At 59.3% G+C, this 23,576-nt stretch carries 24 protein-coding genes; 16 read left to right on the top strand and 8 right to left on the bottom strand.

Going from position 1 to position 23,576, the window contains the following annotated elements; translation table 11 throughout:
• Window positions 1–152 precede the first annotated feature (152 nt).
• Entirely contained in the window at window positions 153–1,775 is a 1,623-nt protein-coding gene (locus EKM85_RS00185) for an ABC-F family ATP-binding cassette domain-containing protein (protein WP_164510610.1), read from the bottom strand.
• Window positions 1,776–2,054: 279 nt separating this feature from the next.
• Here EKM85_RS00185 and EKM85_RS00180 point away from each other — a divergent pair, with 279 nt between their 5' ends.
• The 5 genes from EKM85_RS00180 to EKM85_RS00160 all read left to right on the top strand — a co-directional run bounded on the left by EKM85_RS00180 (window position 2,055) and on the right by EKM85_RS00160 (window position 8,768).
• Window positions 2,055–2,999 carry a Dyp-type peroxidase gene (locus tag EKM85_RS00180; protein WP_125584256.1) on the top strand — a complete coding sequence of 315 codons (945 nt, stop codon included), beginning with the start codon at window positions 2,055–2,057 and terminating at the stop codon, window positions 2,997–2,999.
• A gap of 63 nt (window positions 3,000–3,062) precedes the next feature.
• A complete protein-coding gene (locus EKM85_RS00175) occupies window positions 3,063–3,611 on the top strand; it encodes an NADPH-dependent FMN reductase (protein ID WP_125584255.1) in 549 nt (182 codons plus the stop codon).
• Window positions 3,612–4,496: 885 nt separating this feature from the next.
• On the top strand, window positions 4,497–5,333 hold the full coding sequence (gene licT / locus EKM85_RS00170) for a BglG family transcription antiterminator LicT (protein WP_125584254.1): 837 nt from the start codon (window positions 4,497–4,499) through the stop codon (window positions 5,331–5,333).
• Window positions 5,334–5,422: 89 nt separating this feature from the next.
• On the top strand, window positions 5,423–7,312 hold the full coding sequence (locus EKM85_RS00165; protein WP_125584253.1) for a beta-glucoside-specific PTS transporter subunit IIABC: 1,890 nt from the start codon (window positions 5,423–5,425) through the stop codon (window positions 7,310–7,312).
• Window positions 7,296–8,768 carry a family 1 glycosylhydrolase gene (locus EKM85_RS00160; RefSeq protein ID WP_125584252.1) on the top strand — a complete coding sequence of 491 codons (1,473 nt, stop codon included), beginning with the start codon at window positions 7,296–7,298 and terminating at the stop codon, window positions 8,766–8,768. Before EKM85_RS00165 ends, EKM85_RS00160 begins: the two co-directional genes overlap by 17 nt.
• 78 nt (window positions 8,769–8,846) lie before the next feature.
• On the opposite strand, the gene EKM85_RS00155 is transcribed toward EKM85_RS00160, so the two are convergent.
• Both EKM85_RS00155 and EKM85_RS00150 read right to left on the bottom strand, forming a co-directional pair.
• The gene (locus EKM85_RS00155; RefSeq protein ID WP_225418911.1) at window positions 8,847–9,365 is read right to left on the bottom strand and encodes a nitroreductase family protein; all 519 of its coding nucleotides are present in this window, start codon (window positions 9,363–9,365) and stop codon (window positions 8,847–8,849) included.
• Window positions 9,366–9,437: 72 nt separating this feature from the next.
• Entirely contained in the window at window positions 9,438–9,779 is a 342-nt protein-coding gene (locus EKM85_RS00150) for a hypothetical protein (RefSeq protein WP_164510609.1), read from the bottom strand.
• Between the two features lie 101 nt (window positions 9,780–9,880).
• Between EKM85_RS00150 and EKM85_RS00145 the strand changes: the two genes are divergently transcribed.
• Genes EKM85_RS00145 through EKM85_RS00135 form a run of 3 tightly spaced genes read left to right on the top strand, consistent with a single transcriptional unit; the run spans window position 9,881 to window position 11,763 of the window.
• Window positions 9,881–10,210 (top strand): PadR family transcriptional regulator, encoded by a 330-nt coding sequence (locus tag EKM85_RS00145; RefSeq protein ID WP_125584249.1) that lies wholly within the window; start codon window positions 9,881–9,883, stop codon window positions 10,208–10,210.
• A 3-nt stretch (window positions 10,211–10,213) separates the two neighbouring features.
• On the top strand, window positions 10,214–10,957 hold the full coding sequence (locus EKM85_RS00140; RefSeq protein ID WP_125584248.1) for a permease prefix domain 1-containing protein: 744 nt from the start codon (window positions 10,214–10,216) through the stop codon (window positions 10,955–10,957).
• Window positions 10,958–11,007: 50 nt separating this feature from the next.
• A complete protein-coding gene (locus tag EKM85_RS00135) occupies window positions 11,008–11,763 on the top strand; it encodes a hypothetical protein (RefSeq protein WP_125584247.1) in 756 nt (251 codons plus the stop codon).
• A gap of 44 nt (window positions 11,764–11,807) precedes the next feature.
• On the opposite strand, the gene EKM85_RS00130 is transcribed toward EKM85_RS00135, so the two are convergent.
• Window positions 11,808–12,692: an NAD(P)H-dependent flavin oxidoreductase gene (locus EKM85_RS00130; RefSeq protein ID WP_125584246.1), complete on the bottom strand. Its 885-nt coding sequence runs from the start codon at window positions 12,690–12,692 to the stop codon at window positions 11,808–11,810.
• A gap of 130 nt (window positions 12,693–12,822) precedes the next feature.
• Window positions 12,823–13,530, bottom strand: a complete 708-nt coding sequence (locus EKM85_RS00125) for a TIGR00266 family protein (RefSeq protein WP_125584245.1) — start codon at window positions 13,528–13,530, stop codon at window positions 12,823–12,825.
• Window positions 13,531–13,639: 109 nt separating this feature from the next.
• Between EKM85_RS00125 and EKM85_RS00120 the strand changes: the two genes are divergently transcribed.
• The 6 genes from EKM85_RS00120 to EKM85_RS00095 all read left to right on the top strand — a co-directional run bounded on the left by EKM85_RS00120 (window position 13,640) and on the right by EKM85_RS00095 (window position 18,230).
• Window positions 13,640–14,482 (top strand): aldo/keto reductase, encoded by an 843-nt coding sequence (locus EKM85_RS00120; RefSeq protein ID WP_125584244.1) that lies wholly within the window; start codon window positions 13,640–13,642, stop codon window positions 14,480–14,482.
• Between the two features lie 21 nt (window positions 14,483–14,503).
• Window positions 14,504–15,127 (top strand): SDR family oxidoreductase, encoded by a 624-nt coding sequence (locus EKM85_RS00115; protein ID WP_125584243.1) that lies wholly within the window; start codon window positions 14,504–14,506, stop codon window positions 15,125–15,127.
• Between the two features lie 264 nt (window positions 15,128–15,391).
• Window positions 15,392–16,894 carry a ribosomal protection-like ABC-F family protein gene (gene abc-f, locus EKM85_RS00110; RefSeq protein ID WP_125584242.1) on the top strand — a complete coding sequence of 501 codons (1,503 nt, stop codon included), beginning with the start codon at window positions 15,392–15,394 and terminating at the stop codon, window positions 16,892–16,894.
• A 102-nt stretch (window positions 16,895–16,996) separates the two neighbouring features.
• Complete coding sequence (locus tag EKM85_RS00105; RefSeq protein ID WP_125584241.1) at window positions 16,997–17,473, top strand: DUF2975 domain-containing protein; 477 nt, start codon at window positions 16,997–16,999, stop codon at window positions 17,471–17,473.
• A gap of 11 nt (window positions 17,474–17,484) precedes the next feature.
• A complete protein-coding gene (locus EKM85_RS00100) occupies window positions 17,485–17,691 on the top strand; it encodes a helix-turn-helix domain-containing protein (RefSeq protein WP_125584240.1) in 207 nt (68 codons plus the stop codon).
• A gap of 38 nt (window positions 17,692–17,729) precedes the next feature.
• Complete coding sequence (locus tag EKM85_RS00095) at window positions 17,730–18,230, top strand: NUDIX domain-containing protein (RefSeq protein WP_125584239.1); 501 nt, start codon at window positions 17,730–17,732, stop codon at window positions 18,228–18,230.
• Window positions 18,231–18,266: 36 nt separating this feature from the next.
• Here the strand turns inward: EKM85_RS00095 and EKM85_RS00090 are convergent, their stop codons facing one another.
• Window positions 18,267–20,879 carry an ABC transporter permease gene (locus EKM85_RS00090; RefSeq protein ID WP_125584238.1) on the bottom strand — a complete coding sequence of 871 codons (2,613 nt, stop codon included), beginning with the start codon at window positions 20,877–20,879 and terminating at the stop codon, window positions 18,267–18,269.
• Between the two features lie 11 nt (window positions 20,880–20,890).
• A complete protein-coding gene (locus tag EKM85_RS00085; RefSeq protein WP_125584237.1) occupies window positions 20,891–21,592 on the bottom strand; it encodes an ABC transporter ATP-binding protein in 702 nt (233 codons plus the stop codon).
• A 140-nt stretch (window positions 21,593–21,732) separates the two neighbouring features.
• Between EKM85_RS00085 and EKM85_RS00080 the strand changes: the two genes are divergently transcribed.
• Both EKM85_RS00080 and EKM85_RS00075 read left to right on the top strand, forming a co-directional pair.
• The gene (locus EKM85_RS00080; protein WP_164510608.1) at window positions 21,733–22,290 is read left to right on the top strand and encodes a TetR/AcrR family transcriptional regulator; all 558 of its coding nucleotides are present in this window, start codon (window positions 21,733–21,735) and stop codon (window positions 22,288–22,290) included.
• 49 nt (window positions 22,291–22,339) lie between these two features.
• A complete protein-coding gene (locus tag EKM85_RS00075) occupies window positions 22,340–22,906 on the top strand; it encodes an NADPH-dependent FMN reductase (RefSeq protein ID WP_125584235.1) in 567 nt (188 codons plus the stop codon).
• Window positions 22,907–23,202: 296 nt separating this feature from the next.
• On the opposite strand, the gene EKM85_RS00070 is transcribed toward EKM85_RS00075, so the two are convergent.
• Window positions 23,203–23,403 (bottom strand): cold-shock protein, encoded by a 201-nt coding sequence (locus EKM85_RS00070; protein WP_054662248.1) that lies wholly within the window; start codon window positions 23,401–23,403, stop codon window positions 23,203–23,205.
• Window positions 23,404–23,576 lie beyond the last annotated feature (173 nt).

Raw genomic sequence — 23,576 nt, 5'->3', positions numbered from 1 at the left:
TAAACCCAAAGCGGTGTTAGCCAACAACGACGACACCCCTGCATCGCGATTCGAAGTGAATCGCGGTGCAGGGGTGTTTGCGTGGCTGGGTGTAGCGACGCGCCGATGGCAAGTTGGCTCACGCACCGGCACTAATCTTAGATTGGGCGCTGCTAGTAGATGTTTGCGACCTGGGCCTGCGCGATCTCATGAGCCATGAATTCGTCATAGCTGGTGTCGGCACGGTCGACAATGCCTTTCGGTCCGACTTCGATGATGTGATCGGCGATGGTCTGAATGAACTGGTGATCGTGGCTGGTGAAGATCAGCGAGCCAGGAAAATCGATCAGGGCATCGTTCAGGGCCGTGATGCTTTCCAGATCCAAGTGGTTGGTCGGATCGTCCAGCAGCAGCACGTTGGCCTTGCTCAGCATCATTTTGGCGAGGTAGGCGCGGACCTTCTCGCCCCCGGACATGACCGGCGTCTTCTTCAAGACGTCGTCGCCGCGAAACAGCATCTGCCCGAGAAACCCGCGCAGGAACGTATTATCGGACTCTTCCTTGCTGGCAAACTGCCGCAACCACTCGAGGATGTCGAGGCGTTCGTCGGCAAATTCCGGGTTCAGGTCGCGCGGCATCGAGGCGCGAGAGGTGGTCACGCCCCAGGTCACGCTGCCGGTGTCGGGCGTCATGGTGCCGGCGAGGATCTGCATCAAGACGCTGGCCGTGACGTCCGAACGCGAGATAATGGCGGTTTTGTCGCCGGGCCGCAGGATGAAGGAGACGTTGCTGAGGATCTGCTCCCCATCGATGGTCTTGGCCACGTTCGCCACCCGGAGGAGGTCATTGCCGATCTCGCGCTCCGGGGTGAACTTGATGTAAGGGTACTTGCGGCTGGACGGCTTGATGTCATCCAGCGTGATCTTCTCCAGCTGCTTCTTTCTTGAGGTCGCTTGCTTGGACTTCGAGGCGTTCGCCGAAAAGCGCGCGATAAAGTCCTGAAGCTGCTTCATCTGCTCCTCTTTTTTCGCGTTCTGCTGACTGCGCAGCTGCTGGGCCAGCTTTGAACTTTCCAACCAAAAATCGTAGTTGCCGACAAACAGCTCGATCTTGCCGAAGTCAACGTCGCACATCATCGTGCAAACGGCGTTCAGGAAGTGCCGGTCGTGGCTGACCACCAAGACTGTGTTTTGATAATCGGCCAGAAAGTCCTCCAGCCAGGCGATCGTCTGGGGATCCAGTCCGTTGGTCGGCTCGTCCAGCAGCAAAACGTCAGGCTTGCCAAACAGGGCCTGCGCCAGCAGCACCTTGACCTTCTCGCCTTCCGGCAGCTCACTCATCAGGCTCTGGTGCTGCGCCTCAGGGATCCCCAGGCTCTGCAGCAGCTGGCTGGCGTCAGATTCGGCGTTCCAGCCGTCCATTTCGGCAAACTCGCCTTCCAGCTCGGCGGCGCGGTTCCCGTCTGCCTCAGTGAAATCGGCCTTTTGGTACAAGGCATCCTTTTCTGTCATCACCGCGTACAGCCGGGTGTAACCCTGCAGCACCGTGTTCATGACAGTTTGATCATCGAAGGCAAAGTGATCCTGCTTCAAGGAGCTCATGCGCTCGTTTGGATCCAGCGTCACACTGCCCTCAGTCGGGGTCAGCTTGCCCTCCAGGATGCGCAGGAAGGTGGACTTGCCTGCGCCATTGGCACCGATGATGCCGTAACAGTTGCCTGGCGTGAACTTCAGGTTGACGTCGGAATACAGTGTCCGGTCGGAAAACGTCATTGAGACGTTAGAAACAGTTAGCACTTCGCTACCTCGCTTTTCTTCTATAGATGGCATACATTCGCACCATGATACCAGATGCCGGTCAGTTTATCAACGGACCGCCAGTCGCGCTAGGGCCGCTGCCTTCAGCAAGCTGACTAACCTGGCCCTATCGTCCAGATAGGCCCTGTTCAGCCACTTAGACCAGCGAGTCGTTGGGGCGAGTTCAATTGTGCAAAATATTCTATGTAAAATTGGTACCGCTGTCATTGGTTCTATGCTATCCTCGAATTGTAACAATTCTAATTTGGAGGGGATCATATGCCAATCGATTTAACGCGGGTCCAAGACGTCTACAAAGACGCCGGCGACAGCATCATCTTTGTCACCATGGACCTCAATCGTCAGGATCAAAGTCGTGACTTGGGCGCCGTTTCAGACCTAGCTGAGCACCTGCCCGCCTTCATCAACAGCATGAACATCCGCTATCCGGACGCCGGCCTGGCCGTCGCGTTCGGGCTGTCGCGTCGGGCCTGGGACTACCTGTTTCCCGACGCCCAGCGGCCCGCCGAACTGGAGGCGTTTCAGCCGATCGTCGGGCCGAAGCACACGGCGGTGGCCACCCCGGCGGACCTCTTTTTCCACATTCGCGCGCACAATTCGGCAGTGCCGTACGAGATCCTGTCCGAGATCATGACTCGCATCGAGCACAACGTGACGACGCTCGACGAGACCCACGGCTTTCGCTACTTTGAGGGCCGCGCCATCATCGGTTTCGTGGACGGCACCGAGAACCCTAGCGCCTTGCAGACCCCAGCGTACGCGGTGGTCGGCGATGAGGACCCCGCTTTTATCAACGGTTCTTACGCCTTTGCCCAGAAATACCGCCACGACCTGGACGCCTGGGAGCAGCTCAAAGTCGAGCAGCAGGAGCAGGCCATCGGGCGCAAAAAGTTCAACGACGTCGAGCTGGAAGACGACGAAAAGCTGGCAAACGCCCACAACGTCGCCTCGCAGGACAACGAAGGTGGTGTCGAGCATAAGATCGTGCGGATGAACGTCCCGTTCGCCGATGCGGCCAAGAATGTGAAAGGCACCTACTTTATCGGTTACGCCCGACACTGGACGGTGACCAAGCGCATGCTCCAAAACATGTTCAGTCAATCAGACCGCCTGCTGGACTTCTCCACGCCCGAAACCGGTGAGGTCTTCTTCATTCCTTCACTGGATACGCTGGCCCAGATTGCGGCAAACGAGCTGCCATAGCAAGCTTGCAACCGGCACCCCCAACCAAGATAATGGAGGTATCAAAGGAAATGGGGCGCACACATGATCAATCTGGTTGGGATCGTTGGCAACAACTGGTCTGGTTCAACAAATCGACAGCTTCTGCAGTACATGAGGACGCGCTACGCTGACCGCTTTTCACTGACTTTACTAGAACCCGGCTCCCTGCCGCTGTTTTCTCAGGACGACGAGAACGCGCCCGGCCCGGCGGTTGAAGCATTCCGCCAAGCCGTTGCCGGCGCGGCAGGGGTGATCATTGCGACACCGGAGCATAACCACAGCATCCCCGCGGTGCTCAAGAATGCGCTGGACTGGTGTTCCCGCGTTGAGCACCCCCTCGCTGGCAAGCGCGTGATGATCGTCGGCTCCGCACTGGGGCCAATGGGGACGGTGCGGGCGCAGGGGCACCTGCGGCAAATTCTGGATTCCCCGGCCATCGCCGCGCACGTCCTCCCTGGTAATGAATTCCTGCTGGCCGGCGCACATGCCCAATTTGATGCGCAGGGTCAGCTGACAAACCCGCAGACGATCGCGTTTCTGGACACCTGCGTCGCGCACTACTTAGCATTTCTGAACGCCGAACAAGAATGAATCGTGGGTGATGGCGCAGTAGCTGTCACCTTTTTTGTAAGGTGCGAAGGGTCGACGTACTTAGCCCGACAGCTAGCCTAGCTCCAGGCATTGCCGCCGTTTTTTGGCGGCGAGGCCTGGAGCGTAGCTAGATGCTCGGGCGTTGTCGACCCGCAGCCCAATTAAGGTGCGCAGGGCTGGCGCACTTAGCGGGATGGGTAGCCTAGCACCAGTCATTGCCGCTGCTTTTTGGCGGCGAGGGCTGGTGCGTAGCTAGCCACTCCCGCGTTGCCAGCTCGAGCCCAATTACAAGGTGCGCAGAGTTCGCGGTTTTAGCGGGACAGCTAACCTAGCCGTAAGCATTGCCGCCGCATTTTGGCGGTGAGGCTTACGGCTAGGTTAGATGCGCCCGCGTTGCGAACTCGAAGCCCAATTAAGGTGCGCAGGCGGACGCACTTAGCGGGATGGATAGCGAAACTCACGGCATTGCCGCCGTTTTTTGGCGGTGAGGCCGTGAGTGCAGCTAGCCACTCCCACGTTGTCCGCCGTAGCCCAGTTACGGTGCGCAGGGCTGGCGCACTTAGCGGGATGATTTGCCTAGCTCAGCGCGTTGAAACCGCACTTTGGCTTCGGCGCACTGAGCGTAGCAAAGCACTCCCGCGTTGCCAGCTCGCAGCCCAGTTACGGTGCGCAGGCGGACGCACTTAGCAGCTGATTCTCAACAGCGCTCTGGCCCGGTTGGTCAAGTGTTGCTACACATTTACTTATGGAAATAATTAATTCGCTCAACGATTTTACTTGCCGTGGCGGCGCCAGGTTTGCTAAGCTTAAATTATTCCATGGAACCGTTTTACCGTCACATGCTTAGCTTATAAGCAATCCTCGCTTGGCAAAGGAGGCGCCGCCATGAAGATCATCAAAGTGTTGAACAATAACGTTGCCATCGTGCACGATCGCAGCGGGCATGAGCAAGTGGTCTCCGGCCGCGGCCTCACCTTTGGCAAACGCCCGGGCGACGAGATCGCGAGCACGAACATTTCTCAAACCTTTACCCTGCAACCCGAGGCGACTGTGCAGCTGACCCAGCTGGTCGCCGAGATCCCCTACCCGTACCTTCAGGTGACCGGGCAGATCATTGATCACGCGAAGCAAACCGGGATCAGCCTTCACCGGGGCGCCGCGCTCACGCTGGCTGACCATCTTTTTACCGCCGTGAAGCGCGCCAAGGCTGGCGAGGTGGTCCCGAACGTCATGCTTTGGGACACCCAGCGCTTCTACCCGCGCGAATACGCCGTGGGCCAGGCCGCACTGACGATGGTCAAGGCTCAGCTCAACGTTTCACTGCCACCGGATGAGGCGGGCTTCATCGCCTTTCACCTCGTCAACGCTGAAAGTGGCAGCGCCCGCTCCGATGCGGCCAAGATCACGCAGCTGATGCAAGAAATGGTCAACATCGTGCGTTTCCATTTCCACTTCGAGCCGGATCCGACCACCCCGGATTATTGCCGGTTTATCACCCACCTTAAGTTCTTCGCCCAGCGCCTGCTCCGCGGCGAGCCGATGGCGACGGTGGACGAAGAACTGCTTCGCCTGATCATGCGGCGCTACCAAGCCCCGGCGGCCTGCGCGCAGAAGATCAGCGCTTTTCTCAGCAATCGCCACGGCTATCAGGTCACGCCTGCCGAGTGCGGCTACCTGACCTTGCACATCGAACGCCTGGTTTACCGGGCGCAAGCACAGTAATGCTAACCACCACATTTTGTCAGAGCGTTGGATGGTGACATTAAGTTGGCCAAACCTTCGGGAAGAATAATCTTTCAGGAGGAACAATCATGACTAAATATGAACAACTCGCAACTGATATCATTGCTAAAGTCGGCGGCCGCGATAATATTCTCGGCCTCACGCACTGCGTCACCCGGCTGCGGTTTAAGCTCAAGGACGAAAGCATCGCCGACACCGCCGGCCTGAAAAGTATGGCTGGCGTCGTCACGGTGATGCAGTCGGCCGGTCAATATCAAGTCGTCATCGGCAACCACGTGCCGGACGTGTTCGCGGAAGTGATGCGCGTGGGCAACTTAGAAGCCGCGGCAGCAGACGCCCCTGCCAAGAAAATGAAATTTGGCGATCGCGTCATCGACCTGATTTCCGGCATCATGATGCCCGCCCTGTCCGTGATGTGTGCGGGCGGGATCATCAAGGGGCTCGCCGTGATCCTGATGGTCACTGGCGTACTGACGGACAAATCTGGCGCCTACATCATGCTCGATGCCATCGGGGACGCCTGCTTCTACTTCTTCCCGATCGTCATCGGCTTCAATGCCGCCAAGAAGTTTAACATGACGCCATTTCTGGGTCTCATCATCGGCGCCGCGCTGGTTCACCCGAACATCAACGGTATCGACCTGAATTTCTGGGGCATGAACTTCAATGCCTCATACAGCTCAACCATTCTGCCAGTGATTCTGATGGTGGCCCTGGCGGCGCCGCTAGAACGCTGGCTCAAAAAAGTCATTCCAGATGTGGTCAAGACCTTCCTGGTGCCAATGCTGACGCTGGTGATCATTGTGCCGATCGGCTTCATGCTGATCGGCCCGGCAGCCAACGCGGTATCACTGGTCCTGACCCAGGGCATCGAGGCCTTGATGGGCTTCAGCCCAATCCTGGCGGGGCTCGTTTTAGGCGCGACCTGGCAGCTGCTGGTGATGTTCGGCGTGCACATGATGATCGTCGTGATGGCGATGATCCCACTGGCCGCCGGCAACCCCACTGCCATTTTGACCTCGATTGCCTGGGTCTCCTTTGCCCAAACCGCCGTGGTGGTCGCAATTTGGCTTAAATCCAAGGATAAAAAGCTCAAGGGTATCGCCCTGCCGGCCTGGATCTCCGGGATCTTCGGCGTGACGGAACCGGCCATTTACGGCGTGACCCTGCCGCGCATGAAGATGTTTGTGATCTCCTGCATCGGGGGCGGTCTTGCCGGCGCCATGACTGGCGCACTGGGGATGCAGACCTACCGTATGGGCGGCATGGGCCTGTTCGCGATTCTCGGCATGCTCAGTACCGACAACGCCGGGCGCGACCTGATGTACGCCGGCATTTGCTTGGCTATCGCGATCATTCCAAGCTTTATCGCAGCTTACGTGATGTACCAAGATGACCCAATCGTCAACGGCATCGAAGACGCAGCGATTCCAACTGCTCCACGGCTGGAACGCGACACCGTGCTCGCCAGTCCGATGACCGGTCAGCTGGTGCCGCTGCGCGATGTTGAAGACGGCGCATTTGCCGCCGGGGCCCTCGGCCAAGGCATCGCCATCGACCCGTCAGACGGCCGCGTGGTGGCGCCAACCGATGCGACGATCATGACCGTGTTCCCAACCAAGCACGCCATCGGCCTGATCACCGACAGCGGCGCCGAGGTCCTGATCCACCTGGGCATGGACACTGTCCAACTGAACGGTGAGCATTTTGACATCAACGTCAAAGCCGAGCAGCACGTCAAGGCCGGCGACCTACTCGCAACGATCGATATTGAGGCGATCCGCAAAGCTGGCTACTCGATGGTGACGCCAATCGTGGTCACCAATACCGCCGACTACCTCGATGTCATCGCCGAGCTGACCGGCAATGCACAGATCAAAGCCGGCGAGCCGCTGCTCACGCTGATCGCAGACACTCAAGAAGCCACGGAGGTCAATGCCCATGCCGTTTCCGAATAATTTTCTCTGGGGAGCAGCACTTGCTGCCAATCAATGTGAGGGCGCCTGGAACGAAGGCGGTAAAGGCGAAAGCATCGCCGACCACCTGACTTCAGGCAGTCGAACGAAGCCGCGCCGCTTCGTCCAGGACCTGAATCTCGGCGATTACTTTCCTTCGCACACTGGGGTGGACTTCTACCACCGTTTCGAAGAAGACATTGCGCTGTTTGGCCAAATCGGCCTTAAGAGTCTGCGCCTATCCATCGCCTGGAGCCGGATTTTTCCAAACGGCGATGACGCGCAGCCAAACGAGGAAGGCCTGCGCTTTTACGAGCGCGTGTTCACGACCTGCCAGGAAAATAACATCACCCCGATCGTCACCCTCAGCCACTTCGAGATGCCGTACCACCTGATCACCGCGTACAACGGTTTTGCAAATAAAAAAGTGATCGACATGTTCGTCCGTTACGCCGAGACCTGCTTCACGCGCTACAAGGGGCTGGTCCAGTACTGGCTGACGTTTAACGAGATCAACTTTGGCACACTAGGCGCAGGCCGCCTGTTCTGCCTGGGCCTGCGCGATGCGGCGCAGGAGAACTACTTCTTTACTTCCGGCGACGAAACCGAGCAGTACCAGGCGCTGCACAACGTCTTTCTGGCCTCGGCCAGGGCCGTGATCAGCGGCCACCAGATCGATCCGGAGAATCAAATTGGCTGCATGATCGCCAACGGCCTGGCCTACCCGCTGACCCCCAAGCCTGAGGACGTGCTGGCCACCCAGCAGCGCGCCGACTGGTTCAACAACTTCTGCGGCGACGTCCAAGTCCGCGGGAGCTACCCTAGCTTTGCCAAACGGCGGTTTGAAAGGCGTGGCATCAAGCTTAACGTGACCGCGGCGGATGAAGCAGATCTGCTGAATGGTAAGGTCGACTTCTACTCCTTCTCCTACTACTCCAGCTCCTGCGTCGCCAAAACCAGCGAAAACGTTGGTCAGGGCAACCTGATCGCCGGCCAGAAAAATCCTTACCTGGAGACTTCCGATTGGGGCTGGCAGACTGATCCAAGCGGCCTGCGCCTGACCCTGAACCGGCTGTACCAACGCTATCAAGTGCCGCTGATGGTCGTCGAAAACGGTCTCGGCGCGATCGATACGCTGGAAGACGGCGCGGTGAACGACCCGTACCGCATCGATTACCTGCGCGCGCACGTCGAGGCGATGCACCAGGCCATCGATGAAGACGGCGTCGACCTGATCGGCTACACCATGTGGACCGCCATGGACGTCATTTCGGCCGGCACCGGCGAAATGGCCAAGCGCTACGGTCTGATCTACGTCGACCGCGATGATCAGGGCCAAGGCTCTCTGACCCGCATTCCGAAAGCATCATCGGTCTGGTACCACGACGTCATCGCCAGCAACGGCGACTCCGCACTGAAAGAAAGTGCCGAGCAGACAACTGCCCCTGTGCCTGAATAAATGAGGGATAAGTAAATAAAATCAAAGCAGGCCTGCCAGGCATCAGTGAGATGCTGGCGGGTCTGTTTTTTGGTGTCATTAATCTAGGATTTCTGTGGCAATGCGTTGGTCTGGGATGTCTCGCTTCGTGTAGGCGTCGGTGCTATCGCCAACGACGAGGCCGCCCACCGGCGTGAAGCCTTCAGGGATCTTCAGCGCTTGCTTCAGTGTGTCATCCCCGGCCAGCGCCGCGATCGCACCCCAGATGTGGCAGGCGCCAAGGCCAAGCTCGACCGCCGCCAGGTTGAGGTTTTCGATCACAGTCGCGGCATTGGAATAGCTCGAATTATCGCTAGCGTCATCCTTGAGCTTGGTCGCCAAAATGATCAACATCGGCGCACCGTACAGCATTTTTTCGCGGCCAAACTGTTTGGCCGCGGCCGCATCGATTTGGGCGAGCAGCTCAGGCTTTTCCACCACGGTCATCACGATGGAATCGTACTGACCCATTGCGACCGGCGATGCGTAAGCCGCCTTCAGCAGCTGTGCCCGCTGGTCCTCCGTCACCGGCACCCCAGTGTAGGTCCGCACCGACTTGCGCCGCAGCAATGCTTTCATCGTATTCAATCCTATCAACTCCTTTTCGCCATTATTGTAGCACTGATCGGGAAAGCGCCTCCAAGGAGTAGTTCAGTCGGCCCACTCGCTTTTGAGCTTTGACCAAACATTTTCATCGTGAAAGCCGTTGAAGCTGATCATTCCGGCCGGCTGACCGGCGACGACCAGCACCAAATTGGCCGAAGTGCGGGCCCCAAAATGCTGGTTGAATAAGGTCAGCGCAGCCTGTTCATCGGCCGCCGTTTGCGTGTCTTTGACCCACGGCAAATAGCGTTCAAAGGTCGCCCGATCGGCCGCGATCAACGCGTATAGCGGACCCGCATCCAGCGCCGGGCGCGGGATCGCCAGCTGAAGCTCGCCATCCACAACGTAACTAAATATGCATTTTTCCTCCGTATTAACAATTAATATCACGCACTCGCCACTGTTTCACAATATCAGCCTCAGGGCCGAGACTGCACCAAGGCAGCTGTGGTAAGATTACTGCATCAGATGAAGTAGTTGGAGGCGAGTGGATGATCTCAAGCGACAGCATGCGAGGCTACAATGATGCCTTGATCTTAGCCGTGCTGGCCGGGGGCGACTCGTACGGCTACCAGGTGGAAAAAGCGATTCGCGACCGTACGGGCGGTGCGTACAGTATTCGCGAAACCACCTTGTATTCGACGCTCACCCGTCTGGTCAAAAACGGCAGCATTGAAGCCTACGCCGGCGAGATCTCTTATGGTCGGCCGCGGACGTATTACCGACTGACGGCGGCCGGTCGGCGCCTGCTGGCCGCCAAACGCAAGGAATGGGTGCAGACGCAAGCGGTCGTTTCAAAATTTTTAGCCACGGAGGAATAACCAATGGAAACCTTGAAAACATATCTGGCTGGGTTGTTTGAAGGCGTGCCGGACACAGCAGCGACCCGCAAGGCCAAAGTCGACCTGCTCGACCTCATGACCGATCACTATCATGAGGAGCTGGCAGAGGGCAAAAGCGAGGCCGAAGCGATCGGCGCGGCCATTACGGCGGTGGGTTCGATCGACGAAGTGCTTGCCGCGCTGGAGATTGATCCACGCCAGGCGGCAAAGCCTCAGCCAAGTGCCGCTAACGCCATCGATGAAACCACCGCCGAGCGCTACTGGCAGGCAAACGCCCGCTATGCATTGACCCTCGGGGCAGGCGTGGCCTTTTGCATCCTGAGTATCGCGCTTGCCGCCGCGTTTGGCATTGATGACACCACCATCGCTGCAGTCATGTTCTTTCTTGCGCTTGGCATCGGCGTGGCCGCCATCATCACCAGCGCCATGGGCATTAAGCCGCAGCGCCAGCGCATTGGCGAGCGGCCGCTGACGCCCGCAACCAAAGCCCTAGCCGATGAGAAAATGGCCGCCTATCATCAGTCCTACACTATTGGCCTGATGGTGGGGATCCTGTGCTGCCTGTTTTCAGTGCTCCCGCCCATTGTGATGAACGCCATTGCAAACGAAGAACTTGGGGCCCCGCTGATGATCGGCATGATCGCCCTGGGCGTGTTTTACCTTGTCTATGTCCAGACGATCAGCAATGGTTACAAGCGGCTGGCTACCCGGCCCATCGCCGACTAGCGAGATGTGATAAGATAGCACCGACATCGCTGTGACCGCAGGAGGCGCTTATGGACACCCTCAAAACTTATCTCACCGACTTATATCAGGAGTTGCCGGACACGCCGGCCAACCGGAAGGCTCAAGCCGAGTTGCTTGACGCCATGACCACTTTTTACAATCAACAGCGCCAGCGCGGAAAAGACGAGGACGCCGCAATTGGCGCCACGCTGAAGGCCACCGCCGGGATCAAAACCCGCCTGGCGCAAGCACACGCCGAGGCGAGCGCTGAACCCGCGGCCCGACCAGCAGCCCAGGCCAAGCGAAACGTCCCGGTTGAGCGCTGCGTGACCATGCAACAAGCCGAAACCTTCTGGCAGGCGGCCGGCACGCACGCGCTGGCGATGGCTGGCGGGGTGTTTTTGCTCATCGTGGGCAGCGGCTTCACGATCGTTGGCGACTCTGGCCACGACTGGTCGATGGTGGCCTTCTACATTCCCGTCCTGCTTGGCATCGCTGCGCTCATTCTGAGCAGCAAGGCCTTCAAGGCAGCGCGCCGCCCCCTGCGGCACCTGCCGGTCGCGGCTGCGGTTCACGATCAGGCCATCGCGCGCCGGGCCGCCTACCACCGCCGCTACGTCATCGGCCAAAGCGCGGGCTATGTAAGCCTGGCCGCCGCGCTTCTCACCGTGGCGCTCGACAGCGGCGGCAATGAAGGCACATTCTTGATGGCGGTGCTGATCGGCCTGGGCGTCTTCTGCCTCGTCTACGTGCACAGCATTGATCGCCAGTACAAGCGCTTGGCCCACCGCCGCATTGGCGATTGATCAAAACCGGCCCCTACTTTTGCAGTGGGGGCCGGTTTTGGCGGTCACGGGAAAAGCCGATCAACGATTGTCTGCACCGGCGCGGTGCCGTGCACCATGCCGGCAATTTGACCGGCCATCAGGGTACCATGCGCCACGTCGCCGGCAATGGCCTTGGCCAGGCTACCATCAAGCAGGGCGTGCAGCTCGATATTGGACGCCCCCATCGCTTCGGCCATGAAATACTGGTCCGTCAGCGGATTGCGCAGGCACCGCACGGCATCCCCCAACGCGCGCCCGGTGATCACCGTCGCCGTGTCGCCGGCGGCCACCACGGCCGCCTTATAAGCCGCACTCAGGGGCGCCTCGTGCGCTGCGAGAAACGCCGTCCCGACCTGCACGCCGCACGCGCCAAGGGCTTCAGCGGCGCGCACGCCGGCCGCGTCAATGATGCCGCCGGCCGCAAACGCTGGCACCGCCACCGCCGCCGTCACCTGCCGCACGAGGCTCATGGTCGTCTCCGTGCCGATGTGGCCGCCGGACTCCATGCCCTCGGCCACCAGCGCGTCCACACCAAGGGCGGCCATCTTAGTCGCCACTTTCACCGACGGAATGACCGCGACGACCTTCGTGCCCACCGCCCGCAGCTCGCGCACAAACCGTTCCGGGGTGCCGGCGCTAGTCGTGACCACCGGCACCGGATGGTCGATCAGGTACGGCACCAGCTCAGCGATATTATCCTGCTGGAGCATCAGATTGACGGCAAAAGGAGCGGCCGTGAAGACGCGGATCGCCTTGATGGCCTTGGCCAAAGTCGCCGCGTTCTTGTCGCTGGTGGTCAGCACGCCGAGCCCGCCGGCGTTGCCCACTGCCCCCACCAGGCACGGCTGCGAGATCCCCGCCAGCGCACCCTGGATCAGTGGCAGCCTTGTTCCTAACACTGTGGTCATCAACATGCCTCCCGGGCCAAAAAGTTCACCAGTCGCCAAGGCGACTAGGCTTCCCTATTACCTTAGCTGATTCGGCATGAAAGCGCCACCATTTTTAGTAAAAAACCGGGCACTGGGCCCGGCATTCGCCTTAATCCGAGGATTTATTCGGCAGGTACGGCTTGACCAAGTTCGCCAGCGCCTCCACGTTGCGCGTCTGCAGGTACACCCGGCCGCGGCCGGTGAAGTGGTTGACCAGCCCCTCCCCCGTCGTGAAGCCAAACGTCCCGCTGGCGATTTCTATGCTGTAGTCGAGGGTGGACTCCCAGGCGACGACGTGATTGTTGTCGATCACGTAATCGGTACTACCATCGAGATCCACCGGCAGCAGGTCGCCGTACGCGGACACCAGCATCGTCCCGGTGCCGGTGGTTGCCATGATGAAGAAGCCGCCGGTGCCGCCAAAGAGCGCGCGCCCAGCCTTCTGGCGAATCATCGAATAGCCGGCCGTACTGTCCATGGCTAGAAACGCGCCGGTGTTCAGGCACCACTGGTGGTCGCCATCCAGCGTCAAGGCCTGGATCACCCCGGGATTGCCCGGCGCAATGGCAAGTTCGGCACCATCGCTTGTCGCTGTGGCCGTGGTGATGAAAAACGACTCGCCGGACGTCACGCTGCGGCCTAGCGCGGACAACATCCCGCCCAGGCCGGTTTTGCCGTTGCTGTTCATGTGGCCCTCAAGCGTCACCCGGCCGTTGTGGTAGATCATTGCCCCGGCCTCGAGCTGCGCGCGATCGCCGCGGTCTAAGTGCAGCAATGCAATGGGAAAAGGGACGTTGCCCTTCAGTTGATAATTCATTTGGCTCACCTCCGTTGCCTTGTATTCTACCCCACCAGGCAAGCGCTTTCGACCCCACCCAGAAGGCGTGTTATGATAAACCTGCAAGTAGTCAGGAGGTCGGCCATCAATGAAAACGACTCAAATCAACCAAGTGACCGTGCCCGCTTTAGGCATCGGGACCTGGGCGCTGGGGGAAGGCCCCGCCGCCCAAAGTACTGCCGAGCTGACGGCGATCCGCGCGGGTTTGGACGCAGGGCTCACCCTGATCGATACGGCCGAGATGTACGGTGACGGTAAAGCCGAAACCTTGGTCGGCCAGGCCATCGCGCCGTACGACCGCAGTCGGCTTTACCTCGTGTCCAAGTTTTATCCGTGGCACGCCACGCCGAAGCTGATGCGGCTGGCCCTAGAGAAGAGCCTGCAGCGGCTGGGCACGGACTACTTGGACCTGTACCTCCTTCACTGGCCGGGGGAAACACCCCTGACCGAAACCCTAAGCGGCTTGGTGGCGTTGAAAAAGGCCGGCCTCATTCGGGCGTACGGGCTATCAAACTTTGACCTGCCCGCCCTCAAGGCCGCTCGCGCTTTGCCAGGCGGAAAGGGCATTGCCGCCAATGAGGTGCTGTACAACGTGGCCGCCCGGGGCATCGATTTTGATCTCATCCCTTACCAGCAGCAGCGCAACCTGCCGCTACTGGGCTACTCGCCATTCGGGTCCGGCAACGGCCGGCAGATCCCGCTGCCGAGCGCAGTGGTTCAGCTCGCCCACCAGATGCACCTCTCCGTTCACCAACTACTGCTCGCTTGGGCCGGGCGCGGGCCGGTGATCCCGCTGGTAAAAACCGGCAGCGCCGCGCACATGGCGGCCAACCTCGCCGCCCTCGCTGTCCAGTTCACGGCAGCCCAGCTGGCCATCATCGATGCCGCATTCCCTGCGCCGACGCGCAAGGTCCCGCTGCAATCCATTTAACTTATAGAAAGAGTGATCATTATGACAAAAGTATTTGTTGCCGGCGCTAACGGCCAAGTCGGCCGACTGGTGGTCGAAACGCTGCTGACGAACGACTACGAGGCCGTGGGTGGGTACCGCGACCCGGTTTCTCAGGCCCGCGGTGACACCGCCCAGTACCACGCCGTGCACTTCGACCTGACTGACTCGATCAGCACGCTGGCGAAAACCATGAAAGGCTGCGACGCGGTGATCTTTGCGGCCGGCTCTGGTGGTAAGAATTTACTTGCCGTTGACTTAGACGGAGCGGTCAAGACCATGGCAGCGGCCCAGCTCGCTGGCATCACCCGCTTTATTCACCTCAGCGCGCTGAACGTCCAGGACCGCCGCTTCTGGGCCAAGTCCGGGATCAACGACTACTACATTGCCAAGTATTACGCCGACGAATGGCTTAAGACCCGGACCACCTTGGACTGGGTGATCGTTGAGCCAACTGCGCTCACCAACGCTGACGGCACCGGCAAGATCACGCTGAACCCCAAGGGCAAGAGCCAGATTTCACGCCAGGACGTCGCCACGGTCTTGGTCGAGGCAGTCAACTCTGATTTGCACAGGCAGTCCCTCCAAATCGCCAGCGGTGATGTCCCGGTCGCCCAAGCCTTTTAAAAAAAGAGTTGCACCGCGCCATAGCCGCGCGGTATAGTGGACCCAACAAATTACGAAGAAGGTGTCGCCATTGAAGTAAGCCATTGATGAAACGTCGAAGCCCTGAAGCAAGGGCGCAGTCTCGACTTTTCTCAATGGCAGACTTCAGGCGGCACCAGGCGAGACGACTCGCTTGGCCAGCCCGGTTGGACTGGCTTTTTGCGTGGTCCAAATGCCATTTACTGCGCGGCTTCAGGCCCGTCCTTCAGAAAGGATGAGCGCCTCATGGCAACCATTACCCTCTCGCACCTCACGTTTGGCTACGACGGTCAAACCGAACTGTTTCACGATGTCTCCTTTGACCTGGATCTGTCCTGGCACCTCGGCTTGGTCGGCCGCAATGGCCGGGGCAAAACGACCCTGCTGGAACTGATGCAAGGCCAGCACGACTACGCAGGCAAGATCAGCGTCCCCACCAAGCTGCGGTATTTCCCCCAGCCCATCCAGGATGAGACGCAGCTGACCCTTTACGCCATGCAGGAAGCCAGCACGGCCGAGCAGTGGCAGCTCGAGCGCGAGCTGAACCTGATGCACGGCGACCCCGACATTCTCTGGCGGCCGTTCAACCTGCTGTCCGGCGGCGAGCAGACCAAGGTCCGGCTGGCCCTGCTGTTTGCCGAGGAGGATGGGTTCGCCCTGATCGACGAGCCGACCAACCACCTGGATGCCGCCAGCCGCGAGCTCATCGCCGACTACCTGAAAACTAAACCCGGCTTCATCGTCATCAGCCACGATCGCACCTTTTTGGATGCGATCACCGACCATACCCTGGCCATCGATAAGCAGGCCATCACCTTGTACGCCGGCAATTACAGTGTCTATGCTCAAGAGCGCGAGCGGCAAAACGAATACGAGCGCGCGGAAAACGCCAAACTCAAGCGCGACATCGGCCGGCTCAAGCAGTCTTCACGCGCCAAGCACGACTGGTCGCTCAGCCGCGAAGGCGACATTCACGGCGATCCCCATGTCAAAGGCAGCGGCGGCACCGGCCATGCCGGCTTCGTCACCGCCCGCGCCGCGCGCCTGATGAAGAAGTCCAAGGTGCTCGAACACCGGATGGACAAGGCCATCGCAGGCAAGTCCCAGCTGCTGAAAAACATCGAGGACGTGCCTGAGCTGACCATCAACACCAGCCCCGACCACCACGACGTCTACGTGCACGTTGAAGACTTCACCTTGAGTTATGACGGCCAGCCCTTGTTTGCGCCGGTGACCTTCGACGTGCGCCGCGGTGAGCGCGTGGCCTTGGCCGGACCCAACGGCATCGGCAAGTCCTCACTGCTCCACGCCCTGCAAGGTACATTTACTGGCACGCTGACGGGCACGCTAGCCTGCCCGCCTAGTCTGACCAGGAGCCTCAGCCGCCAGCTGTACGCGGACAACACCGGCACCATCGCCGCATTTGCTGAAGCCCACCATCTGAACTACCAGGACTTGCTGAACAATTTGAAAAAACTGGGCCTGGAACGCTTGGCCTTCACCACCCCGATCGAGCGCCTCAGTGCCGGTCAGCAGAAAAAAGTCGAATTGGCCAAATCACTGGTCACGCCGGCCAACTTGCTGGTGTGGGACGAACCGCTCAACTACCTGGATCTCTATAATCAAGATCAGCTCGCGGCAAGCCTCCTCAAATCCCAGCCGACCATGCTGTTCGTCGAGCACGACCAAGCCTTCATCGACCGGGTCGCCACTAAAGTGATCACCCTGAGCCCGGCGGCAAATCCTTAAGATTTTATCGTTTTTCGATAAATGATTATCGATAGTCGATAATCTCGTGCTAAATTATTCCCATCAACCCGATGGCGACATCGAGTGCTGGGAGGATTCATCATGAAGATGCGAATTTGGTTGTTAAAACTGCTGTTGATCGCCAGTGTCATCGCCATTGGGGCGTTTGGCATCGGCCTGATCCCGCGCTTTCCTGTGGTCATGGTGCGCGATTACCAGTGGCCAATCGCGGCGTGGAGCTTCACCCTGGGCGCGGCGGTCGCCGTGGTCAGCTACTGGCTCGCCGCCGTCATCGCCTGGCGCCTGCTGGACTGCATCACGGCCAACGCCGCGTTCACGCAGCGCGCCGTAACGCTGATCATCCGCCTGAAGTGGGCAGTCGGCACGATGGCCCTGGGCCTTTTCGCCTGTCTGCCGGAGTGGTACCGGATGGCCGACCAGGAAGACGGCCCTGGGCTCATGGTGATCGGGCTGGGCTTCTTCGCCATCCCCGCCATTGTCTGGCTTTTCTTGGCGATCTTGCAGCAGCTCTGGACGACCGCCCTGGCTTACAAGACTGAAAACGACATGACCGTGTGAGGAGGCCCGCGATGATTGAGATCAATTTGGACCTAATGTTGAAAAAGCGCGACCTGACCCTGACCGAACTGGCCAATCAGGTCGGGATCACCCTGACCAACCTGTCCATTCTGAAGACCGGCAAGGCCAAGGCCGTGCGTTTTTCCACCTTGGCCAAGCTTTGTGAGGTGCTGGACTGCCAGCCTGGGGATCTGCTGGCGTACCGGCCGGCAAACTGACTGTGGTATGATGAGCTAAAATTTGCAGGAGGCGGCACATGCAAGAAGACCAAGACATCCGCTATTTTGTTCACCCAGATGAACGCTTTAACGTCCGCGCTGTGCTGATCGTGACGCATGCCGGCCAGGTGCTGGTGACGCCCCGGACACAAGGCGGCAAGCAGCGCTTTGTGGTGCCTGGCGGAGCGGTGAAGTTTGGGGAAACCGGAGAGGCGGCAGCCCGGCGCGAGGCCCTGGAGGAACTGGGCCTTGCGCTTGCGACCCTCAATTTGACGGGGCTGATCGAAGCCTTTTTCACCCTGAACGAGACTGCTTATCACCAATTGCTGATGGTGTATCAAAGTGAAGTTGATCAGGCCACCTTTGAACAGCTCGCGAACTTGGACATGTCAGCGCTGGATTTGCCAGCCGGCACCACCCTGGTCTGGCAACCGGCCGCAACCGTAGCCACCGGCATCCTGCCGAAAGCGCTGGGTCAGTGTCTGACCCCCGGCACCTTTCACCATTTGGTCGACCGCCGCGGAACCGCAATCAAATAACCGCCCCGGAATTTTTCCGCGGCGGTTATTTTGGCATTACTCGCTTGATTTCAGCGCACCGACCATGTCAATGCGCTGCAGCCGCTTGTGGGTGACCAGCATGACCACCGCGGTGAAGCCCGCCATCAGCAGCGTCGCCCAGACGTAGCTGAGCGGTGCGAGCACGACCGGGAAAATCACCTGGGTGGTCTCGGCCTGGTGCAGGATGTAGGCCAGCAGTCCGTACCCGACCCCGTAACCGCAGAGGACACCGACGATGGTCATCACAATGTTTTCGCGCACGATGTACATCGTCACCTCACGGTCGTAGAAGCCGAGCACCTTGATGGTCGACAGCTCGCGGATGCGCTCGGAGACGTTGATGTTCGTTAGATTGTACAGCACAACGAACGACAGGACCCCGGATAGCAAAATGAAGATCAGCACGACCGGATTCAGCGATGAACCCATGTTACCGACCGACTTAGTTTCATCCGCCTTGAAGCTGGTGCCCAAAGCGGCATTTTGTTTAAGTAGGCGATGCGCCAGCTGATTGCGCTGGCTGTCGGTCATCGGCCGCAGCTTCAGCAGCAGCGCCGAGGCGACCGGCTGGTGGCCAAATGCCTTGGTGTACGCCTGCGGGCTCATGTACGCGAACACCCCAATGTAGTTGGTGGTGATGCCGCTGACCTTGACCTTCACGGCGGCCTTGCCGGTGCGCGTGAAGGTCAGGGTATCCCCTTTTTGCACGCCAAGCTGGTTGGCGATTTTCTGCGCGATGACGATGCCACTGGCCGGCAGCTGATAACGGTCGCCGTGCTGACTCAGGGTGACAAACCCGTTCAGGCCCGTGCGCTTAAGCGGGGTGTAAAGATTAATGTCGGCAATTTGCTTGCCGTTGGCCTTCGCTTTGCCAGTGTCCGCGTTGATCACGCGGTGGGCCTGGTATTTGCCAGAATCCTTGACCAAACTGAGCGCCTTGGTTTGCTTGCCAGCACTCTTCAACGCGACGGTCGCATCGTAGTGAAACACGGTGTCGTACTGGTGACTGGCGGTGGTGCCGATCGAGTCGCGGAGCCCAAACCCGGTCAAAAGCAACCCCGTACCGCCGGCGATGCCGATGATCGTCATGATCATGCGACTCTTGTAGCGGAACAGATTGCGGTAGGACACTTTTTGATTAAACGACAGCCGGCGCCACAGCGGTTTGATCCGCTCCAGCAGGATGCGCTTGGCCGACTTCGGCGCGGCCGGCCGCATCAGCTCCGCCGGCCGCTCGCGCAGTTCGCGCCGGGTGACCAGCCAGGCCGCCCCCACCGTCGCGAGCAGCGACGCCACCAAGGCGATGGCAAAACTGCCCCACATCAGCGGGATGGTTGGCGTCAGCGGGATCACCATGTCATACAGCGACACGATGAACCGCGGCAGGGTCAAGTTGCCGGCCACGCTGCCGACCACTGCGCCCAGCAGGCCGGCCATCAGCGCGTACATCAGGTAGTTGCGCGCAATCGCCCACTTACCGTAGCCCAACGCCTTGAATGTGCCGATTTGGCCGCGGGCCTCCTCGACCATCCGCGTGATGGTGGTAAAGGTGATCAGCGCGGCGATCAGGAAGAAGAACACCGGGAACACGTTGGCGATCGCCGCGATGCGGTCGGCACTATCGCCAAACGAGGCAAAGCCCGGCAAATCGGCGCGAGTCTGCCACGTGTAGCTGGTGTGAATGGCCGCGCGCGCCTTTTGCTTGGCCGCGTCCAACTTCTTTTGCGCCGCAGCCAGCTGGGCGGCCTGGGCCGTCAATTCTGGCGTCGTGGTCATTGCGCCTTGAGAGGCCGCCTCGACTTGAGCCGTAGCGGCGGTCAATTGGGCGTTGGCTTGGTCTAATTTGGCCTGCTCGGCAGCAATTGGCTTCAGTGCCGCGGCCGTAAGGGCTTGGTCCCGCGCCTTGGCCCGGGGCTTGAAGGCACGCTTTAGGGCGGTGAGCTTGGCGGCAACGTCATCCTTGTAAGCGTCGCTATAACTATTTTCATCCTGCAGACTGCCAAACCGCACCGCTAGCAGCGTGGCCACATCGAGGTTTAACTGCGCGGGCTGCACATAGGCAAAAAAGCGTACTGTGCCATCGCCAACGTTGGTCGAGCCGCGCTCGTTGTTATCGACGTAGCGCGGGGAATCCACGAACCCGACGATCTTAAACGCCCGCCGCTTTAAGTCCGCGTCCTTGCTGAAAGTAAAGGTCTGCCCCAGCCGGTAGTGGTACTCGGTCTTAGCCCGGGTATCCAGTGCGACCTCGCCGGCCGCGTGCGGCAGCCGGCCGGCCGTGACAGTCAGCCGGTCCTGCTGGACCTTAGCCTGATACCCGTACAGCGCGATCGCCAGGTCATCCTTGCCCCCGGTGACGTACTTGAACTTGGTCAGCTCAGCCTTGGCCCCGCTGACCTGTTCCGCCGTCTTAACGTCCTGCTGGGTGAACCCAGTGGTCGCCAGCAACTGCACGTCGGTGAGGCGCTGGTCCTTCACGGTCCGGTCCATCGAGTCCTCAAGCCCCGGTCCGGCGGCGCGCACCCCGACAAACGTCAGCGTGCCGAGTAAAATGATCAGGACGATGGCGATGAAGCGGCCCTTGTTGGCGCCGATCTCCCGCCACATATTTTTCCGCATTGGCTTCATCACGGTGCCCCCTACCACTCGATCTCAGCGATCGGCAGCGGGTGAGCGTTGTCGGTGACCTCGCGCACCTTTGCGTCGTTGAGCCGGATCACCCGGTCGGCCATTTGTGCCAGCGCCGAGTTGTGCGTGATGATCAGCACCGTCTTGCCGTTTTTACGCGAGGCATCCTGCAGCAGCTGCAGGACCTGCTTGCCCGTTTCGTAATCCAAGGCGCCGGTCGGCTCGTCGCACAGCAGAAGCTTGGGATTTTTGGCCAAGGCGCGGGCGATAGCAACGCGCTGCTGCTCCCCGCCTGAAAGTTGGGAAGGAAAATTATCGATGCGCTCCGCCAGGCCGACCGCTTTAAGCGTGTCCTCGGCGTCCAGTGCGTCATCGACGATCGAGTTAGCGAGCTCCACGTTTTCCTTGGTGGTCAGGTTCGGGATCAGGTTATAAAACTGGAACACAAAGCCGACGTTGTGGCGGCGAAATTCGGTGAGCTGCTTGTCGTTGAAGCGCGCAATGTCGACGCCATCGATCACCACTTGGCCGGACGTCGGGACGTCCATGCCGCCGAGAATGTTCAGCACGGTCGACTTGCCAGCCCCGGACGGCCCGAGGATCACGGTCAGCTGGCCTTCCTCGCAGTTGAATGACACGTCGTTATTGGCGATGATTTCCGTTTCGCCCATTTGATACTTCTTAAATTCGTTGCGGACTTCGATGTATGCCAAAATTTGCCTCCATTAACCGTACAAGGTGTTGATATAATGCTATTATGCAAGTACGGCGTCAGCAGTTCAACCGCCAATCCCTTTTCAGAGTGTCATTAAATCAACAGTCACGTCATTTTTGTTGGAAAGAAGGCATCATCATGGTCGGCACGAAAAATAACCGCCGGGCCCAAGCCACCGAAGAGCAGCTCAAACAAGCGCTGCTGCAGCTGCTCGCCCACCAGCCGCTCGCAAAAATCACCGTTACCGCTTTGTGCCGCGAAGCCGATGTGAATCGCGGCACCTTTTACACCCATTTTGCGGATCCGCAGGCGCTCTTTCAGGCCATCGAAATGGATCTGATCGACCAAGTCGCAGTGCTGGTCGACGCCCCCCGCGAGGACATGGCCGCCTGGCTGACGCCGATCCTGCGCCTGCTGAAGGAAAACGCCGCGGCCACCGAAATCATCATCCGTAACCTGACCGTCAGCCCGCTGCTGCTGGCCATCATGAATCCCCTGCGCGAGGCCTCGCTGCAGCAGTATGAACGGGTGTATCACGAAACGGACCCCCAAATGTTGACGTATTATTTTACCTTTCACCTCAGCGGGGCGATCCAAGTGATCACCAGCTGGCTGAAAGGCGGCGCCCCGCAGCCGCCGCAGGCCATCGCCAAAGTCATCGCCCAAGCCTCGCTGGCGGCCGAGCCGTTTGCTTAGAACTTTTCCCGCGCGGCTTTTATAATGACCGCAAAAGGAGATGAGTGCGATGACCACAACATTTGGTTTCATTGTCGGTAGTCTGCGCCACGGCTCGTACAATCAGTTGGTCGCGGACACCTTTCAAACGCTGATTCCGGCCCAGTATGCCACGACGAAACTTGCGATCGCCCAACTGCCCTACTACAACCCCGATCTGGAAACCGACGACCCGCCGGTGGCCTGGACTGCCTTTCGTGCAGAGCTTGACCAGGTCGATGGGGTGCTGTTCTTTAGTCCTGAATACAACCGCGATACCCCCGCCGTGTTGAAAAATGCACTGGACGTGGCCTCTCGCCCCCGCGGGCAAAATCTTTGGGCGGGCAAGCCGGCACTAGTCGTCACCACCTCACCGGGCTCACTGGGCGGGTATGCCGCCAATCACAGCCTACGCGCCGCCCTGACTGAGCTGGATATGCCAACGTTGCAACAACCGGAAGCCTACATCGGCAACGTCCTGACCCACCTGAAAGGCGGGGAGCCTTACACCCCAGACAGTTTTGAGGCTGGGACGATGCAGTTCTTCGGGGTGATCGTAGACGCGTATATCCGGTTTTTCGAACAACTAAACAAATAAGATGAAAAGACGAGCAGGCGCGTGGTGCGTCTGCTCGTCTTTGTTGTTTGGCCCTCGAGCTTGGTGAGAAAATGGGTCATCCGCTCTTTTACGGGGCCTGCTCTAAACGGCAGAGCGACTTCCTGCTTGGTTTAGCTCTAGGCGGCAAGGCGACTGCCTGTTCCGTTTTGCTCTAGCAGGCACGCTCCCGCATGCCTGCGTCGAGTGGCAGCCTCTAAGCGCGAAAGCGCTAAGAGGCTGCGCAAAAAAACACCCACCCGGATGAAATCCGGATGGGTGTTTCCCAACGCTGTAGATTACAGCTTGGTAACGTTAGCAGCCTGTGGGCCGCGGTCGCTTTGCTCTACTTCGAAGCTAACAGCTTGGCCTTCGTCAAGCGTCTTGTAGCCGTCGCCTTGGATGGCGGAGAAGTGAACAAAAACGTCCTTGCCGTCTTCACCAGTGATGAAGCCGTAACCCTTATCAGCGTTAAACCATTTAACAGTACCCTGTTGCATAATGTGTGAATCTCCTTCATTAATACTTAAGTGACAAAACAACTTGGTAATCGCTGAAAGAAATCCATTATGCATGAACACAACTGTTTCAGTTCATCAATTACTGGATTCAGTATAACACGTCTTCCCCGGAAAGCCTAATCATTTGTCCAGCATTCCGAAAAGAAACGCGT

This window comes from Lacticaseibacillus jixianensis (assembly GCF_003946485.1).
GTDB lineage: Bacteria > Bacillota > Bacilli > Lactobacillales > Lactobacillaceae > Lacticaseibacillus > Lacticaseibacillus jixianensis.
The sequence above is the reverse complement of the archived record's forward strand: the minus strand, read 5'-3'. Positions and strand labels throughout refer to the sequence as shown.